Below are 16846 nucleotides of genomic sequence, written 5' to 3' on the forward strand. Positions count from 1 at the left end.
AGCCGGGGGACCTCCTCGCACGAGGGCTCAGAAGGGGAACTGGCGCCTGGTGTGCTGGACGCTCACCCAGTGGTCGGTGGTGAACTCGTCGATCGCCCACTCGCCGCCGAAGCGCCCGAGGCCCGACTCCTTCTCGCCGCCGAACGCGGTGTTGTTCTCGTCGTTGAGCGGCGAGTCGTTGACGTGCGTCATCCCGGCCTCGACGCGGAGGGCGAACCGGACGCCGCGCTCGGTGTCCTCGGTGAAGACCGCGCTCGACAGCCCGTACTCGGTGTCGTTGGCGATGGCCAGGGCGTCGTCCTCGTCGCGGGCCCGGATGATCGTCACGACCGGCCCGAACACCTCCTGACGGGCGGTGGCGACGTCGTTGGTGCCGAGCAGCACGTGCGGCGGCAGCACCGAGCCGATCGGGCCGGTCGGGTCGCCGCCGAGCAGCTGGTCGGCGCCGTCGGAGCGGGCCTGCGCGACCTTCTCCTGGATCCCCTCGAGCTGCTTGGCGTTGATGATCGGCCCGATCACCGTGTCGTCCTCTCGGGGGTCGCCGGCCTTCAGCGACCGGGCCCGCTCGACGTAGCGGTCGACGAACTCGTCGTGCACCGAGGAGTGCACAACGATCCGGTTGGTGATCATGCAGACCTGGCCCTGGTGGAAGAACTTCCCGAAGATCGCCGCGTCGACCGCGTAGCCGAGGTCGGCGTCGTCGAGCACGACCAGCGGACCGTTCCCGCCGAGCTCCAGGGAGAGCTTCTTCAGGCCGGCCTTCTCCGCGATCCCCTTGCCGACCGGCGTCGAACCGGTGAAGGAGACGACCCGCGGCGTCGGGTGGGACACGATCGCGTCGCCGATCTCGCTGCCGGACCCGATCACCACCGACAGCAGGCCCTCGGGCAGGCCCGCCTCCTCGTAGACCTTGGCCAGCAGCAGGCCGCCGGTCACCGGGGTGTCCCCGGCGGGCTTGAGGACGACGGCGTTGCCCAGCGCCAGCGCGGGCGCGACCGAGCGGTTCGAGAGGTGCATCGGCACGTTCCACGGGCTGATCACGGCGACCACGCCCACCGGACGGCGGTAGACGCGGCTCTCCTTGCCCTCGATGTCGGCCGGCAGGATCCGGCCCTCGACCCGGTACGGGTAGGACGACGCCTCGTGGAAGTCGCGCACGGTGATGGCGAACTCGAAGGCGGCCGCCGGCGCCGCGGCGCCGCTCTCGCGGATGTGCCAGTCGACGATCTCGTCCTTCCGGGCCTCCATGATCGCGGCGGCCCGGCGCATCACCTCGGCCCGTTCGCTGGGCAGCCGGCCGGCCCAGTCCCGCTGCGCCTCCTTCGCCCTCGCGTAGGCCTGGTCGAGGTCGTCGGCGTCCGCCAGCCGGAGCTCGGTCAGCGTCTCGCCGGTGTAGGGATCGGTGTCGGTCGCGGTCTTCTCGGAGCTGCCAGGGCGCCAGCTGCCGGCGATGGGCATGCGGTCGAGGCCGTCGTACGGGGTGGGTGTGCTCGAAGCCATGACCGACGCCCTACCCGGTCGCGCGCAACGGACACCGGCGTCGTGCACCGTCCCGGCTGCCGCGGTGTGGTTCTCGGTGCCGCGCTGCGGCGCGGCGGTCACGTCGTCAGGGCGGCGGTGCCGCGGGAGCGCCGTGTACCCGGTCGCGTCGCCCGAAAGGGGAGGGACGCCGCTGCCTAGACTCGGCACTCGTGCCCAGGACCCCGCTCATCGCCCCGAGCCTGCTGTCGGCCGACTTCGCCCGGATCGCGGAGGAGACCCAGCGGGTGGCGGACGCGGACTGGCTGCACGTCGACGTCATGGACGCGCACTTCGTGCCCAACCTGACCCTGGGCCGCCCGGTCGTCGAGGCGATCCAGGCGGTGAGCCCGATCCCGCTGGACTGCCACCTCATGATCGAGGCGCCGGAGCGCTGGGCCCCCGGCTATGCCGAGCTCGGCGCGAAGAACGTCACGGTGCACGCCGAGGCCTGTACCGGGGACCCGCGCGACGTCGCTCGTGACCTGCGCGCCGCCGGTGCGCTGGCCGGCCTCGCGATCAAGCCCGGCACCCCGCTGGAGGGCTACGAGGAGATCCTCCGCGACTTCGACACGCTCCTGGTCATGACCGTCGAGCCCGGCTTCGGCGGCCAGTCGTTCATCGCCGACGTCCTGCCCAAGGTCCGCCGCGCCCGCGAGCTGGTCGACACCGGCCACCTCACGCTCTTCGTCGAGGTCGACGGCGGCATCAACGCCGACACCATCGAGCAGGCCGCGGAGGCCGGCGCCGACGTGTTCGTCGCGGGCTCCGCCGTCTATGGCGCCGACGACCCCGCGCGCGCCATCGCCGCGCTGCGGGCGCAGGCCGCCGCGGCGCTGACCGGGTGACCGCCCCCTTCGCCGAGCGCATGGCCATGGCCCGCGCGCTGGCCCTCGGCAGCGCGGTGCTCGGCACGACCAGCCCCAACCCGCCGGTGGGCGCGGTGGTCCTGGCCGCCGACGGGACGCCGGTGGGAGAGGGCGCCACTGCCCCGCCCGGCGGTCCGCACGCCGAGATCGCCGCCCTGGCCGAGGCCGGCGAGCGGGCCCGGGGCGGCACCGCCGTCGTCACACTCGAGCCCTGCGCCCACACCGGGCGCACCGGCCCCTGCGCCGACGCGCTGCTGGCCGCCGGCATCGCGCGGGTCGTCGTCGCCGTCCCCGAGCCGACGGCGCTGGCCGGTGGCGGCGCGCAGCGGCTGCTCGACGCCGGCGTCGACGTGGAGATCGGGCTGGAGCGGGCCGCCGCCGAGGCCGGCGCGCTGGCCTCCTGGCTGACCGCGGTGCGCACCGGCCGGCCGTACGTCGTGTGGAAGGTCGCCGGCACTCTCGACGGCCGGGTGGCCGCCGCCGACGGCTCCAGCCGCTGGGTGACCGGCCCCGAGGCGCGGGAGGCGGTCCACCGGCTGCGCGCCACCTGCGACGCCGTCGTGGTGGGTTCCGGGACGGCCCTCACCGACGACCCGCAGCTCACGGTCCGCCGCCCCGACGGGACCGACGCCGAGCGGCAGCCACTGCGCGTCGTCGTCGACCGGCGCGGCCGGGTGCCGGCCACCGCGCGGGTGCGGGACGGCGCCGCGCCCACGCTGGTCAGCGCCGCGGCCACCTCTGCCGAGCTGCTCGCCGAGCTCTACGGGCACGGCGTCCGCCGGCTGCTGCTGGAGGGCGGCCCCACCCTGACCGCGGCGTTCCTGCGCGCGGGCCTGGTCGACGAGGCCGTCCTGCACCTCGCGCCGAAGCTGCTGGGCGCCGGTGCCTCCCTGGTGGGCGACCTGGGAATCAGCGCGATCGGGGAAGCGCTGTCGTTCACGGTCAGCGGCGTCCACCAGCGGGGCCGCGACGTCGAGATCCGGCTGCGGCCGGACGGGAGGAGCTGACCGTGTTCACCGGCATCGTCGAAGAGGTCGGCACGCTCGTCGCCCGCGAGGAACAGACCGACGCCGCCCAGCTCGCGATCCGCGCCCGCACCGTGCTCGGGGGCGTGGCCCTCGGCGACTCCATCTCCGTCAACGGGGTGTGTCTCACCGTCACCGGCGTGGAGCCCGGCGCGGACGGCACCGGCGTCTGGACCACCGACGTCATGGCCGAGACGCTCAGCCGCAGCAGCCTCGGTGCCGTGGGGGCAGGCGACCCGGTCAACCTCGAGCGTGCCGTCACCATGCAGACCCGCCTGGGCGGGCACCTGGTGCAGGGCCACGTCGACGGCGTCGGCGAGGTGCTGCACCGGACACCCGGCGAGCACTGGGAGGTCGTCCGCATCGGCCTGCCGCCGGCGCTGGCCCCCTACGTGGTCGAGAAGGGCTCGATCGCCGTCGACGGCGTCTCGCTCACCGTGAGCGCCGTCAGCGCCGTCCACGACCCCGAGCCATGGTTCGAGGTCAGCCTCATCCCGACCACCCTGCGCGAGACGACACTGGGCACCCGCGCCGCGGGGAGCCCGGTCAACCTGGAGGTCGACGTGGTCGCCAAGTACGTGGAGCGGCTGCTGGAGGCACGCCGATGAGCGCGCGCGTGCGGCTGGACGGCGTCGAGGACGCCATCGCCGCGGTCAAGGCCGGCCGGGCCGTCGTCGTGGTCGACGACGAGGACCGCGAGAACGAGGGCGACCTGATCGTCGCCGCGGAGCTGGCCACGCCCGAGCTGCTGGCGTTCATGGTCCGCTACACCTCGGGCTACGTCTGCGTGGCGGTCTCCGAGGACGACGCCGACCGGCTGGACCTCCCGCCGATGTACCGGGTGAACCAGGACCGGCACGGCACCGCCTACGCGGTCACCGTCGACGCGCGCGAGGGCGTGACCACCGGCATCTCCGCCGCCGACCGCGCGCACACCGTCCGGCTGCTGGCCGACCCGGCGACGACGGCGACCCAGCTCTCCCGGCCCGGTCACGTCGTCCCGCTGCGGGCCAAGGACGGCGGCGTGCTGCGCCGACCCGGGCACACCGAGGCCGCCGTCGACCTCGCCGTCCTGGCGGGGCTGCGGCCGGCCGGGGTGCTGTGCGAGCTCGTCAGCGAGCAGGAGCCCACCCGCATGGCGCGGGCCGGTGAACTGCGCTCCTTCGCCGACGAGCACGATCTGGTCATGGTGTCGATCGCCGACCTGATTGCCTACCGCAAGCGCTTCGACAAGCTCGTCGAGCGCGTCGCGGAGGCGATCGTGCCGCTGTCGCCGGGCACCTTCACCGCGGTCGGCTACCGCAGCTCCTACGACGAGCGCGAGCACGTCGCCTTCGTCTACGGCGATCTCGGGGACGGCGAGGACGTCCTCGTCCGCGTGCACTCCGAGTGCCTGACCGGCGACGTGTTCGGCTCGCTGCGCTGCGACTGCGGCCCCCAGCTGCAGGCCGCCCTGGCCGCGGTGGCCGAGGAGGGGCGCGGCGTCGTCCTCTACATCCGTGGGCACGAGGGCCGGGGGATCGGCCTGCTGCACAAGCTGCAGGCCTACCAGCTGCAGGACCGCGGTGCGGACACCGTCGATGCGAACCTCGACCTCGGCCTGCCCGCCGACGCCCGCGACTACGGCACCGGCGCGCAGATCCTCGTGGACCTGGGCATCCGCACGATGCGGCTGCTGACCAACAACCCGGCCAAGCGCGCGGGGCTGGAGGGCTACGGGCTGGAGATCCTCGGCCGGGTGCCGCTGCCCAGCCACGTCACCGCCGAGAACCTCGATTACCTGCGCACCAAGCGCGACCGGATGGGCCACCTGCTGGACATCCTCGAGCCCGAGACCGGCTCCGAGGACCTGCCCACCGTCCCCGGCACCGACGTGCCGCTGGGGCAGCAGGAGCAGCGGCTGTGAGCGGGGCAGGGGCGCCCGAGGCGGCGCCGGTCGACGCGGAGGGGCTGTCGCTCGGCATCGTCGCCACGACCTGGCACGCGGAGATCACCGACAGTCTCCTGGAGCGCGCGGTGGCCGCTGCCGTCGCCTGCGGCGTGCCGGAGCCGACCGTCGTCCGTGTGCCCGGCGCGGTGGAGCTGCCGGTGGTCGCCCAGGCGCTGGCCGAGCGGCACGACGCCGTCGTCGCCCTCGGCGTCGTCGTCCGTGGCGGCACCCCGCACTTCGAGTACGTCTGCGACGCGGTGACCGCCGGGCTGACCCGCGTCTCCCTGGACGCCGGCCGGCCGGTCGGCAACGGCGTCCTGACCTGCGACACCGAGCAGCAGGCCCGTGACCGCGCGGGACTGCCCGGCTCGGCCGAGGACAAGGGCTGGGAGGCCGCGGTCGCGGCCCTGGCCACGGCACTGACCCTGCGCGCCCTGCGCGCGCCCCAGCGCACCACCGGGTTCACCGCGACCCCGGGCCCGGGAGGACGAGCGTGAAGACCTTCGACGAGTTGTTCGCCGAGCTGTCGGCCAAGGTGGCCGACGGCGACCCGGCGTCGGGCACCGTGACGGCGGTGCGCGACGGCGTGCACGCGGCCGGCAAGAAGGTGGTCGAGGAGGCCGCCGAGTCGTGGATGGCCGCCGAGCACGAGGGCGAGGAGCGGACGGCGGAGGAGATCAGCCAGCTCCTCTATCGGGTGCAGGTGCTCATGCTGGCGCGGGGACTGAGCCTGGCCGACGTCTACGCTCACCTGTGATCAGCACCCGTTGATCACCCCCTGACCTGCGAGGAGTCCTCAGCGTGCTGCGCGTCGCCGTGCCCAACAAGGGAGCCCTGAGCGAACCGGCCGCCGAGATGCTCGCCGAGAGCGGCTACCGGCAGCGGCGGAGCACCAAGGACCTCGCCGTCTACGACCCGGACAGCGACACCGAGTTCTTCTACCTGCGACCCCGCGACATCGCCGTGTACGTCGCCTCGGGCACGCTGGACGTCGGCATCACCGGCCGGGACATGCTGCTCGAGACCGCTCCCGCCGACGGCGCCGAGCAGTCCACCGTGGAGGTCATGCCCCTGGGCTTTGGCCGCTCGTCGTTCCGCTTCGCCAGCCCGGTCGAGTCCGGCATCGAGAAGCTGGAGCAGCTGGCCGGCAAGCGGATCGCGACCGCCTATCCGGTGCTGCTGCGCCGGTACCTCGACGAGAACGGCATCGACGCCGGCGTGGTCAAGCTCGACGGCGCGGTCGAGACCGCCTGCCGGCTGGGTGTGGCCGAGGCGGTCTGCGACGTCGTGGAGACCGGGACGACGCTGCGGGCCGCGGGCCTGCACATCATCGGCGAGCCCGTGCTCTCCAGCGAGGCGGTCCTGGTGCGCCGGGGTGGTGCGGAGGAGAGCCCGGCGGTGGCCCAGCTGCGGCGGCGGCTGCGCGGCGTCCTCGTGGCGCGGCAGTACGTGCTGCTCGACTACGACTGCCCCAACGACCTGCTGGCGCGGGCCACCGCCATCACGCCGGGGCTGGAGGGGCCGACCGTGAGCCCGCTGCAGACCGAGGGCTGGTCGGCGGTGCGCGCGATGGTCCGCCAGTCGGAGACCAACCGGCTGATGGACGAGCTCTGGGAGCTCGGTGCCCGCGCGATCCTGGTGACCAGCATCCACGCCTGCCGCATCTGAGCGGTCAGGCCGGGCGGCGTCCTCGCGCCGGAGTCGCCGGCCTCGCGGTGGGGAGCGGGGTCGGCGGTCACGGGGCGAGGACGGTGATCACCGCTCCGGACATGCCGCGGGCCCCCGTCCCGATCAGGACGAGGGCCCGGGCGGGCGCGTTCAGTGCGGGCGCGTGGTCCGCTCGACCAGGTCGATCGCGGTGGACAGGCCCAGCGCGAGGGCGCGGCCACTGGTCGACCCGGTCGCCATCAGCCCGGCGATGGCCGGCCCGAGCGGGCGCTCACCGACCAGGCCCTGCAGGACGGCGGCGTACTCGCCGCTGACCCGCCCGGCCATCGCGTGCCGCAGCAGGGCACGGGAGAGCTCGGTGGTGCGACCGACCGCGAGGGTGTGCACGCCGCTGGCGAAGCGCTCGGCTGCCGGGTGGCCCAGGAGCACCAGGCCGGCGATCGTGCCGGCCATGACGTCGTCACCGGCCGGGGTCAGCCCGGGGCCGAGGCCGACCAGCCGGGTCGCGGTGCGGAGCGCCGCGTCGAGGTCGGCGCGGCGGACGGCGCCCCGGAGCGCGGCCAGCGGGCCACCGGGGCCGCCGGGGAGCCCGGGCAGGTTGAAGGCGCTGTGCGGGCCGTCGCCGTACAGGGCGATGCGCAGCTGGCGCACGCCCTCGGGCAGCAGCGCGGGCCGCGGGGCGGGCAGCCGGGGCCGCGGGTCCCACCAGGCGGCGGCGCTGACGGCGAGGTCGCCGACGACGACGCGGCCGCCGCCGACCTCGGCGGGCGCGCCGGCCGGGAGGGCGACCAGCGGGCGCCCGTTGCTCGGCCGGAACAGCACGCACCCCAGCGGCAGCCGGGCGGCGTCACTGGTCAGGATCCCGACCACGTCCGTGCCGCGGTCGGTGGCGACCTGCAGGTACACGGCGGCCGGGACGCTGAGGAGCACCCGGGCGGGCCGGACCGGGCCGCGCAGCAGCTCGGCGACGCCGGTGCTGGCCGACGCGGGAACCGCGGTGGCGGCCCGGGACACGCGAGCGGTGCGCGCGGTGGCCTGGGCGGACTCGCGCGGGAGCGGGAAGGTGGGCATGCCGGCCCGGGCGGCTCGGCCGCGGGACTGCGACCCGGTGGCGGTGGGCGAGCTGTCGTCGATCGTGCGCATCGGAGGCCTTTCCCCGAGAAAGTGGCGGGAGCTCCCCCTGACCGGTGCTCCTGCCCGGCGCCGTCCGCCCGTCGGGGGGCCAGGGCACCGGGGGAAGCGGTGGCCACCTACCATCCAGCGAGCGGGGTGGATCCGGAAGTCGAACGTATTCGGCGCGTCGCGGGCCGAAATATGGCGGATCTCGCCAAGAATGACCACGCTCGGACGGGGACTCCTGACAGAATGACGTCAACCGTGGAGCAACACTAGCGACGCCTTGGATGGAGACGCTTGCACATCGTCACGGCTCGCGGAGGGGGATCACGCGCGGTGAGGTCGTATCTCCGGAGCGTTCGCGGAACGAAAGTGGCTACCCGGGTCGTGCGGCAGCCAAACACACCCCGTCCGGCCGAGAGGGGAACCGCCCGGTGACCGAGGTCCGTCCGCAGCACGCGAGCTGGCAGGAGCGCTCCGGGCTCAGCCTCGACGAGGCCCTGGGGCTCCCGGGGCTGGCCGGTACCGAGGTCGTCGCCGGCAGCGGCGGCCGCTCCCGCCTGGTGCGGCACATGGTCGTCGACGACCCGGCCGATCCGCTGTCGGTGGCCGGGCCCGACGTGCTCGTCGTCCTCGGCGCGCGGCTGCCCGCGGCGGACCCGGCCAACTGTCGGGCCCTCGTCGAGCGGCTGGTCTCGATGGGCACCGCGGGGCTGGCCTACCGGCTCACCGAGGGGCCAGTGCCCGTGCCGCCCGAGGTGCTCGCCGAGGCCGACCGGCGCGACTTCCCGGTGCTCGCGGTGCCCGCCACCTCCCGGATGGACGAGGTCGTCTCCGAGGTGCTCGGGGCCGTGGTGGCCAAGCAGGGCGAGGCCCTGGCGCTGTCCCTGCGGATGCACGACCAGTTCATCGACGTCGCGCTCAGCGGCGGCGGCCTCGCCGAGGTCACCGAGCAGCTCGCCAGCTACCTGGAGGGCGCCGCCGTCCTCGGGCTCGGGCCCGACCGCGAGATCGTCACCAGCGCCGGCCCGGCGGTCGACGTCACCGAGATCAGCGACTGGCTCTGGCTGCTGGACGCCGCCGCCGACGACCTGATGGCCGAGATGGCACCGGCCCGCCGGATCTCCGGGCAGCGCGCCGTGCAGGCGGCGGTCACCCCCGCCGAGGTCCTGGCCGACGCCGACCTGTCACCCGCCGACGGCATCCTGCTGGTCCCCGGTCACCACGAGCTCCCCGGCGGGGTGGGGGAGTACGCCGTCGCCCCGATCGTCGCCGGTGACCAGCGGCAGGGCTGGCTGGTCGCCGTGCACCGGACCGGTTCGCTGCTCTGGGGGGCCGGCGGGGTGCTGGAGCGGGCCGCCGTCGTCGCCGCACTGTCGGTGATCCGCCAGCAGGCCGTGCACTCGGTGGAGCTGCGCTTCCAGGGCGACCTGGTCCGCCGGCTCGTCGGCGGGTCGCTGCGGCACACCGAGCGCGTGCTGGCCCAGACGCGGTCGTTCGGCTGGCGGCTGGACGGCCCGGTCATCGTGCTGGTGACGGCGACCGAGACCGCCGCCGACCCGAACGCCGATCCCACCCGCGCGCTCGACGTCCTCGACCGGCTCGCCGACGGGTGGCGGTCGGCCCTGGAGGGCGAGGTCGCCGGCGCCGCCGTGGCGGGCCTGTCCACCGAGATCGTCACGGTCCTGCCGCTCGACGGGCGCAGCCCCGAGGAGATCACCTCCCTCGTCGCCGCCGTGACCTCACGGGTGAACGCCCGGGTCCGCCGGGTGGGCCGGGTGCTCGCCACCGGCATCGGCCGGCCGGCCGGATCGCTCTCCGCGGTCGGCGAGGCCTACCAGCAGGCGCAGCGGGCGCTGGGCGTGGGGCAGGAGATCCACGGGCCGGCGACCGTCACGCACTTCGACCAGCTCGGCGTCTTCCGGCTGCTCTCCCTCATCCCCGACAGCACCGAGCTGCGGTCCTACGTCGACGAGGTGCTCGGCTCGCTGGCCGACGCGTCCGACGCCGACTCGGCCGACCTGCGCGAGACGCTCCGGGTGCTGCTCGAGACCAACCTCAACGTCGCGGAGTCCGCCCGCCGGCTGCACTTCCACTACAACACGATGCGCTACCGCATCGGCAAGCTCGAGCGGCTGCTCGGACCCTTCACCACCGACCCGACGCTGCGGCTCAACCTGCTGCTGGCGCTGCACGCGGCGCGGATGCGCGGCCTCGACCAGCCGCACCGCCCGCCGGTGGACGCCGGTCTCCTGCCGCCGGACGACGGTCTGGACGCACTGATCTGAGCGGGCCGATCGAGGAGCTCGTCGACCGGATGGCGGCCCTGCTCGCGCCCATGGAGGCGGCCGCGGACCCGGCGCGGTTCTTCCTGGGCACCTACCTGCGCACCACGCGGGCGGTGGGCGCGGCCCTGGACGCCGGGCTGTTCGAGGAACCGGGCTGGGTCACGACCTGGGACGTGGACTTCGCCGGGCTCTACCTCGACGCGCTGGAGGCGCACGGCCGCGACCCGGCGAGCGCGCCGGAGCCGTGGCGGGAGGCGTTCGGGACGCGCGCCGCGGCCCGGCCGGAGGCGCACGTGCTCCTCGGCATGAACGCGCACATCAACTACGACCTGCCGCAGTCCCTGGTGCGGGTCATCCCGCCCGCCGACTTCGCCGATCCCGCGGTGCACGCCGCCCGCGAGCGCGACCACGAGCGGATCGACGGCGTGCTCGCCGGCCGGGTCGCCGACGAGGACGCCGCGCTGCAGGCCGCGGGGAGCCGGCGCACCGTCGTCGACCGGCTGGCGGCGGGGCTGAACCGCGGGGCGGCGCGGGTGCTGCTGCGCGAGTCGCGGCGCAAGGTGTGGGCCAACGCCAACGCGCTGCACGCCGCCCGGCTGCGCGGACCCGACGCGCTGACCGCCCGTGTGGCGGAGCTGGAGCGGCTGAGCGCGGCCCGGGTCGCCGACCTCCGCCGTCCCGGGCCCGTCCTGCTGCGGCTCGCGGTGCGCGGCTTCGGCGTCACGCTCCCGCCGGGCGGGGCATAGGAAGCTCCCCCCACGTTTAGAGTGCGAGGACGTAGGGAGAGCTTCCTATGCCTCAGTCGTGGAAGACCTCGATGGAGGCGCCCATCTCCACCAGCCGCTCGTAGAGGTGCTCGTAGCCGCGGGCGATGATGTCGACGTTGCGCAGGACCGACGTGCCGCGGGCGGCGAGCATGCTCAGCAGCAGGCAGACGGCCGGGCGCAGCGCCGGCGGGCAGACCACCTCCGCCGCGCGCCACCGGGTCGGGCCGGTGATCAGGACGCGGTGCGGGTCGAGCAGCCGGACGTCGGCGCCCAGGCGGGTCAGGTCCGACAGGTGGATGGCCCGGTTGTCGTAGACCCAGTCGTGGATCATCGTCGAGCCCTCGGCCGCCGCCGCGATGACCGCGAAGAACGGCAGGTGGTCGATGTTGAGGCCCGGGAACGGCATCGGGTGGATCTTGTCGATCGGTGCCTTGAGGTCCGAGGGCTGGATGGTGATGTCGGCCAGCCGGGTGTGGCCGTTGGCGGCGCGGTACTCCGGCGACAGCGAGTAGCGCAGCCCCATCTCGGACAGGACGGCGAGCTCGATCTCCAGGAACTCCAGCGGCGCGCGGCGGACCGTCAGCTCCGACCGGGTGACGATCCCCGCGGTGAGCAGGCTCATCGCCTCCACCGGGTCCTCGCTGATCGTGTAGTCGACGTCGGCGTCGAGCACCGGCCGGCCGCGGACGACCAGCGTCGTCGTCCCCAGGCCGTCGATCTGCACGCCGAGCAGCTGCAGGTACAGGACCAGGTCGTGGACCATGTAGTTGGAGCTGGCGTTGCGGATGGTCGTGGTGCCGTCGGTGCGCGCGGCCGCGAGCAGCGCGTTCTCGGTCACGGTGTCGCCGCGCTCGGTCAGCACGATGGTGCGGTCGACGGTGGTGGGGGGCGACACCGTGGCCTGGTAGTGGCCGGCGTGGGCCTCGATCTCCAGGCCGAACCGGCGCAGCGCGATCATGTGCGGCTCGACGGTGCGGGTGCCGAGGTCGCAGCCGCCCGCGTAGGGGAGCCGGAAGCTGTCGGCGCGGTGCAGCAGCGGGCCGAGGAACATGATGATGCTGCGGGTCCGCCGGGCGGCGTCGGCGTCGATGCCGTCGAGGTTGAGTTCGGCGGGGACGACGAGGGTCAGGTCGTGGCCGGCGGTGTCCCACACGGCGGAGACGCCGATGGAGCGGAGCACGTCGAGGATCCGCTCCACCTCGACGATGCGGGCGACGTTGCGCAGGGTCGTGCGCCCGCGGTTGAGCAGTGCGGCGCACAGCAGCGCGACGGCGGCGTTCTTCGAGGACTTGACGGTGACGCTGCCCTGCAGCGCGGTGCCGCCGGTGACCCGGAGGTGGGTGGGTCCGGTCGGCCCGACGGTGATCAGCTCGCTGTCGAGGGCCTCCGAGAGCCGGCCGAGGAGTTCCAGGGTCAGGTTCTGGCCGCCCTGCTCGATGCGGGCGACGGCGCTCTGGCTGGTGCCGAGCCGCTCGGCCAGCTGGGCCTGGGTCAGGCCGCGGTGCTGGCGCGCGTCGCGGACGAGCGCTCCGATGCGACGCATGGCGGTGTCGACGGGCTGTTCGATGAGCGTCACGGGACCGACCGTATCTCGCATGTGAGATAGGCGGCGCGCGGCTCGCCGGGCACCCTGGACGGACCGGTCCGGCCAGAATGAGGCCATGGACATCCTCGTGACGGGGGCCTCCGGACGGCTCGGCCCCTCCCTCGTGCAGGCGCTGCAGGCCGACGGCGACCGGCTGCGGCTGATGTCGCGGCGCGGAGCCGGCCCCGGCGGTGTGCGCGGGGACCTGGCCACCGGCTTCGACCTCCGCGACGCCCTGGCCGGCGCCGAGGTCGTCGTGCACGCGGCCAGCGACCCGACCAACGCCTGGGAGGTCGACGTCGCCGGGACCCGGCGGCTGGTGCAGGCCGTGGACCGGGACCGGCTGCGGCACCTGGTGTACGTGTCGATCGTCGGCGTCGACCGGATCCCGTACGGCTACTACCGCGCCAAGTACGCCGCCGAGCAGGTGCTGCTGGCTTCCGGCCTGCCGCTGACCATCGTGCGGATCACCCAGTTCCACGGCTTCGTCGACGAGCTCCTCGCCACGGCCCGCAAGGGGCCGGTGCTGCCGGTCCCCATGGGCTGGCGGGTCCAGCCGGTCGACGTCGCCGACGCCGGCGCGTACCTCGCTCAGGTGGCCCGGCAGCAGCCGACCGGGGACGTCGTGGAGTTCGGCGGACCGGAGGAACTCGCCGTCGCCGACATCGCCCGCGCGTGGGTGGCCGCCCGCGGCGGTGGCGGGCACGTGGTCTCCACGCCGGTACCCGGGCGGCTCAGCACCGCCGTCCGGGACGGCGCGGCGCTGCCCTCCGGCCGGGACCGCGGACGGCGCACGTACGCCGCCCATCTGGGCGGATGACCGACGACGCCGTGTCCGGAAACCGCCGGAGGGGTGTCGTACCCGGCACCTAGTCTGCGGAGGTGCTGAACCCGCCGCCGGCCGCCCGTGCGTTCCTCGTCCCCGCGGCCGTCGTCGTCACCGTGCTGGCGTGGGCGTCGGCGTTCGTCGGCATCCGGGCCGTCGGTGAGGACATCTCGCCGGGTGCGCTGGCCCTGGGCCGGCTGCTGGTCGGCACCGTCGTCCTCGCCGTGCTCGCGCTCGGCCGTGGCTGGGTGGCGCCCACCCGCCGCGAGTGGGCGCTGCTGGCCGGCTGCGGGGTGGGCTGGTTCGCCGTCTACAACGTCGCGCTGAACGCGGCCGAGCGGCACCTGGACGCCGGGACGACGTCGCTGCTGGCCAACGTCGGGCCGATCCTCATCGCCGTCTTCGCCGGGCTGTGGCTGGGGGAGGGGTTCCCGCGCTGGCTGGTCGTCGGCATCGCGGTGGCCTTCGCCGGCGTGCTGCTCATCGGCCTCTCCACCAGCAGCGGCGGGGCCGACGTCATCGGCGTCGTCTTCTGCCTGGTCGCCGCGGTCGGCTACGCGATCGGGGTCGTCGCGCAGAAGGTGGTCCTGCGCCGACTGCCCGCCCTGCAGGTGGTCCTCACCGCCTGCGCGATCGGCGCGATTTGCTGCCTGCCGTGGGCCGGCGTGCTGGCCGGCGACGTCGCCGACGCGCCCCTGTCGTCGGTGCTCGGCATGGTCTACCTGGGCGCGGTGCCGACGGCGATCGCGTTCAGCACCTGGGCCTATGCGCTGGCCCGCACCGACGCCGGCCGGCTCGGCGTGACCACCTACCTGGTGCCGCCGCTGGTGATCGGACTCGCCTGGGTCCTGCTCGACGAGGTGCCGCCGGTGCTCGCCGTCGTGGGTGGCGTGGTGTGCCTGGCCGGGGTGGCGGTCTCCCGCCGCCGCGACCGGGCCCCGGCGGTCGCGCCGCAGGAGGCCGCGGTCCCCGGCTGAGCGGGCCCGCTCAGCCCCGGCTGGCGGCGGGCACGACGAGGACCGGCCGGTGGGCGCAGTGCAGCACCTCGCGGGCCACGCTGCCCAGCAGGAGCTCGTGCCCGCTCGAGTGCCCCCGGCTGCCCACGGCCAGCACGCTGGCGCCTCGCACGCCGGCGAACTCGGCCAGCGCCGCGGCGGTCGCCCGCTCGCTGCCCGGCCGGCCGTGCCGGGGGACGGTGATCAGCTCGGCGCCGTCGGGCGCGCTGGGCCCCGGGCCCTCGCCGGGCTCCTCGACGGCCACCAGCAGGCGCTCGCGGTCGGGGAACAACCGGCCGACGGCCTCGGCGGTGCGGCCGGCCGTGTCGGACCCGTCGGTGCCGACGACGACCGGACCGGACGCGCACGCGGTCCACTCGACGGTCGTCAGGGGGTGCGGCACCACGAGGACCGGCACGGGGCTGACGTGCACCACGAGCTCCGAGACGCTGCCCAGGACGGCCTTGAGGCCGGTCAGCCCGCGGGAACCGACGACGACCAGGTCGGCCCCCTGCTCCTCGGCGGCCCGGGCGAACTGGTACCCGGTCCCGCCGTAGGAGCGCTCCACCAGCGGCTCGGCGGTCCAGCCGGCGGCGCCGGCCAGGGCGACGCCGTTGGCCGCCAGCCGCTCCGCCTCGGCGCGGCCCTCCTGCTCGAGCAGCTCACCCAGCTGCTCGAGGTCCGCGGCCCGGCCGGCCAGGCGCTGGCGCAGCTGCGGGGAGGTGAACGGCGGCTCCCAGAGGTGCACGACCGTCGCCTCGGCGGCCGGGACCAGGCGTGCGGCCGCCTCGATGGCGGTCACGGCGCTCGGGGACCCGTCGTAGCCGACCAGCACACGCAGCTTCTGCGGAGACGTCATGACCCCATCCTCGCCGGTCCGGCCACGACCACGGGCAGCGGCCCTGAGCTGCGGCCCGGGGCCCCTCAGCCGTCGCGGCGGCGGCGAGGGCTGGCCCACGGGTCGTCGGGGTCGAAGTCGTCGGCCGGATCGGCGGCTCCGTCGTCGGCCGGTCCCGCCGCCGGCTCGGCCGCCGGTGCGCCGGCCGGCTCGGCAGGGGTGGTCCGGGCGGCCGCCGCCTCCAACGCCTCGTCGCGCTCCCGCGCCCGCCGGATCCGCTCGGCTCGTTCCTGCTCGCGCTGCGCCCGCCGCCCGGTCGAGGCGTCCGAGACCGGCCGGCCGGCGACCCGCAGCAGACCGATCCCGGCCACCGCCAGCCCGATGGGGAGGGCATAGGCGGCCGCCCGCTCGGTGCCGCCCTCGCCGAGGAAGCCGGTGACCTCGGTGAGGTAGAAGACGGTCATCGCGGTCGTGACCAGGCCGAGCAGCGCGAGGAAGGTGCCCAGCGCCTCCGACCGGCGCCGCACCGCGTAGGCCAGCCCGATCAGCCCGATCGCGCTGCCCGCCAGGTACAGGAAGGCGCCGAAGCGGTGCCAGGTGTCGTCGTCGCCCAGGGGGAACAGCCCGACCACGGCCACGCCGATCGCCGCGGCCGCCAGCATGGCGGTCGCCACCTGCGCGCCCTTGCCGGTCAGCGCCGGTCGCAGGAGGAGCAGTCCGGCGAGGACCAGCACGCCCTGGACGACGAACGAGACGTTCATCAGCACGTGGCCAGGCGACACCGACGAGCCGAGCAGGCTGATGACGTCGTCGGCCCGGGAGTAGTCGAGCTCGTACTGGGCCTGGACGACGATCTCGACCACGAAGAACTGGAGGGTGAGCAGCCAGAGCAGGGCGCCGAGGCGCAACCGGAGGGGGGTCACGGCAGCCATGGTCCCAGCCGGTCCTGGGCGGCGGACGGCAGCGCCACCCGGGCGCGGACGACGGCGAACTGCCCGGCGGACAGCCACGAGGGGTTGCTCCCCGCCGGCATCCGCAGCACCTCGGCGCCGGCCGCGACCGGGTCGGCGAGCAGCTCCGCGCGGGGCACCGGATCGGCCAGCAGGGTGAGCTCCAGCGTCACCTCCGGTCCGCCGTCCCCGTCGCTCGGCCCGTCGGCGAGGACGCCGACCGCGTGCACCCCCGGCGTCGTGCGCCCGCTGACCCACAGCAGGCACGGGTCGCCGGGTCGCATGAGGTCCAGCCGGTAGGAGCGGCGCAGGCAACGCGCGATCCGGCGAGCGGCTCCGGCCGGCCAGTCCGGCTCGACCTCGGCCGGGAGACGGCTGCTCTTGACCACCCAGCACGCGACGTCGGCGGAGGAGAGGCGGCTCACCGGCCCAGCCAAGCAGCCGGCCGACCGCGGGGAGGACCATGGACCC

At 75.0% G+C, this 16846-nt stretch carries 17 protein-coding genes; 11 read left to right on the forward strand and 6 right to left on the reverse strand.

Annotated elements, in window-relative coordinates; genetic code table 11:
* Positions 1-27: 27 nt before the first annotated feature.
* Positions 28-1500 carry an aldehyde dehydrogenase family protein gene (locus tag N555_RS0105385; RefSeq protein ID WP_029430471.1) on the reverse strand — a complete coding sequence of 491 codons (1473 nt, stop codon included), beginning with the start codon at positions 1498-1500 and terminating at the stop codon, positions 28-30.
* A 191-nt stretch (positions 1501-1691) separates the two neighbouring features.
* On the opposite strand from N555_RS0105385, the gene rpe reads away from it, so the two are divergent.
* Genes rpe through hisG form a run of 7 tightly spaced genes read left to right on the forward strand, consistent with a single transcriptional unit; the run spans position 1692 to position 7010 of the window.
* The gene (rpe, locus tag N555_RS0105390) at positions 1692-2366 is read left to right on the forward strand and encodes a ribulose-phosphate 3-epimerase (protein ID WP_029430472.1); all 675 of its coding nucleotides are present in this window, start codon (positions 1692-1694) and stop codon (positions 2364-2366) included.
* A complete protein-coding gene (gene ribD, locus N555_RS0105395) occupies positions 2363-3394 on the forward strand; it encodes a bifunctional diaminohydroxyphosphoribosylaminopyrimidine deaminase/5-amino-6-(5-phosphoribosylamino)uracil reductase RibD (protein WP_231502604.1) in 1032 nt (343 codons plus the stop codon). Before rpe ends, ribD begins: the two co-directional genes overlap by 4 nt.
* A gap of 2 nt (positions 3395-3396) precedes the next feature.
* Positions 3397-4020, forward strand: coding sequence for a riboflavin synthase (locus tag N555_RS0105400; protein WP_029430474.1), 624 nt, complete (start codon positions 3397-3399; stop codon positions 4018-4020).
* Positions 4017-5318, forward strand: coding sequence for a bifunctional 3,4-dihydroxy-2-butanone-4-phosphate synthase/GTP cyclohydrolase II (locus tag N555_RS0105405; RefSeq protein ID WP_029430475.1), 1302 nt, complete (start codon positions 4017-4019; stop codon positions 5316-5318). The genes N555_RS0105400 and N555_RS0105405 overlap by 4 nt, the downstream gene beginning before the upstream one ends.
* Positions 5315-5839 carry a 6,7-dimethyl-8-ribityllumazine synthase gene (ribH, locus tag N555_RS0105410; RefSeq protein ID WP_029430476.1) on the forward strand — a complete coding sequence of 175 codons (525 nt, stop codon included), beginning with the start codon at positions 5315-5317 and terminating at the stop codon, positions 5837-5839. The genes N555_RS0105405 and ribH overlap by 4 nt, the downstream gene beginning before the upstream one ends.
* Positions 5836-6099, forward strand: coding sequence for a phosphoribosyl-ATP diphosphatase (locus N555_RS0105415; protein ID WP_029430477.1), 264 nt, complete (start codon positions 5836-5838; stop codon positions 6097-6099). Before ribH ends, N555_RS0105415 begins: the two co-directional genes overlap by 4 nt.
* Before the next feature lie 44 nt (positions 6100-6143).
* Positions 6144-7010: an ATP phosphoribosyltransferase gene (gene hisG / locus N555_RS0105420; RefSeq protein WP_029430478.1), complete on the forward strand. Its 867-nt coding sequence runs from the start codon at positions 6144-6146 to the stop codon at positions 7008-7010.
* Between the two features lie 150 nt (positions 7011-7160).
* Here the strand turns inward: hisG and N555_RS0105425 are convergent, their stop codons facing one another.
* Positions 7161-8153: an oxamate carbamoyltransferase subunit AllH family protein gene (locus tag N555_RS0105425; RefSeq protein ID WP_029430479.1), complete on the reverse strand. Its 993-nt coding sequence runs from the start codon at positions 8151-8153 to the stop codon at positions 7161-7163.
* A 407-nt stretch (positions 8154-8560) separates the two neighbouring features.
* Between N555_RS0105425 and N555_RS0105430 the strand changes: the two genes are divergently transcribed.
* Both N555_RS0105430 and N555_RS0105435 read left to right on the forward strand, forming a co-directional pair.
* Positions 8561-10414: a PucR family transcriptional regulator gene (locus tag N555_RS0105430; protein WP_029430480.1), complete on the forward strand. Its 1854-nt coding sequence runs from the start codon at positions 8561-8563 to the stop codon at positions 10412-10414.
* An 8-nt stretch (positions 10415-10422) separates the two neighbouring features.
* A complete protein-coding gene (locus tag N555_RS0105435) occupies positions 10423-11160 on the forward strand; it encodes a DUF5995 family protein (protein ID WP_255347338.1) in 738 nt (245 codons plus the stop codon).
* Positions 11161-11212: 52 nt separating this feature from the next.
* Here N555_RS0105435 and N555_RS0105440 read toward each other — a convergent pair whose 3' ends face one another.
* On the reverse strand, positions 11213-12757 hold the full coding sequence (locus N555_RS0105440; protein WP_231502606.1) for a helix-turn-helix domain-containing protein: 1545 nt from the start codon (positions 12755-12757) through the stop codon (positions 11213-11215).
* An 85-nt stretch (positions 12758-12842) separates the two neighbouring features.
* Here N555_RS0105440 and N555_RS0105445 point away from each other — a divergent pair, with 85 nt between their 5' ends.
* Both N555_RS0105445 and N555_RS0105450 read left to right on the forward strand, forming a co-directional pair.
* Entirely contained in the window at positions 12843-13586 is a 744-nt protein-coding gene (locus tag N555_RS0105445; protein WP_029430482.1) for an SDR family oxidoreductase, read from the forward strand.
* Between the two features lie 62 nt (positions 13587-13648).
* Entirely contained in the window at positions 13649-14569 is a 921-nt protein-coding gene (locus N555_RS0105450) for a DMT family transporter (RefSeq protein WP_034508916.1), read from the forward strand.
* Positions 14570-14579: 10 nt separating this feature from the next.
* Here N555_RS0105450 and N555_RS0105455 read toward each other — a convergent pair whose 3' ends face one another.
* The 3 genes from N555_RS0105455 to N555_RS0105465 form a co-directional block, all read right to left on the reverse strand.
* A complete protein-coding gene (locus N555_RS0105455) occupies positions 14580-15446 on the reverse strand; it encodes a universal stress protein (protein ID WP_029430484.1) in 867 nt (288 codons plus the stop codon).
* A gap of 65 nt (positions 15447-15511) precedes the next feature.
* Positions 15512-16357 carry a DUF998 domain-containing protein gene (locus tag N555_RS0105460; RefSeq protein WP_034508919.1) on the reverse strand — a complete coding sequence of 282 codons (846 nt, stop codon included), beginning with the start codon at positions 16355-16357 and terminating at the stop codon, positions 15512-15514.
* Entirely contained in the window at positions 16345-16800 is a 456-nt protein-coding gene (locus tag N555_RS0105465) for a hypothetical protein (protein ID WP_029430486.1), read from the reverse strand. Before N555_RS0105465 ends, N555_RS0105460 begins: the two co-directional genes overlap by 13 nt.
* Positions 16801-16846 lie beyond the last annotated feature (46 nt).

It is taken from the genome of Blastococcus sp. URHD0036, assembly GCF_000701365.1.
Taxonomy (GTDB): domain Bacteria; phylum Actinomycetota; class Actinomycetes; order Mycobacteriales; family Geodermatophilaceae; genus Trujillonella.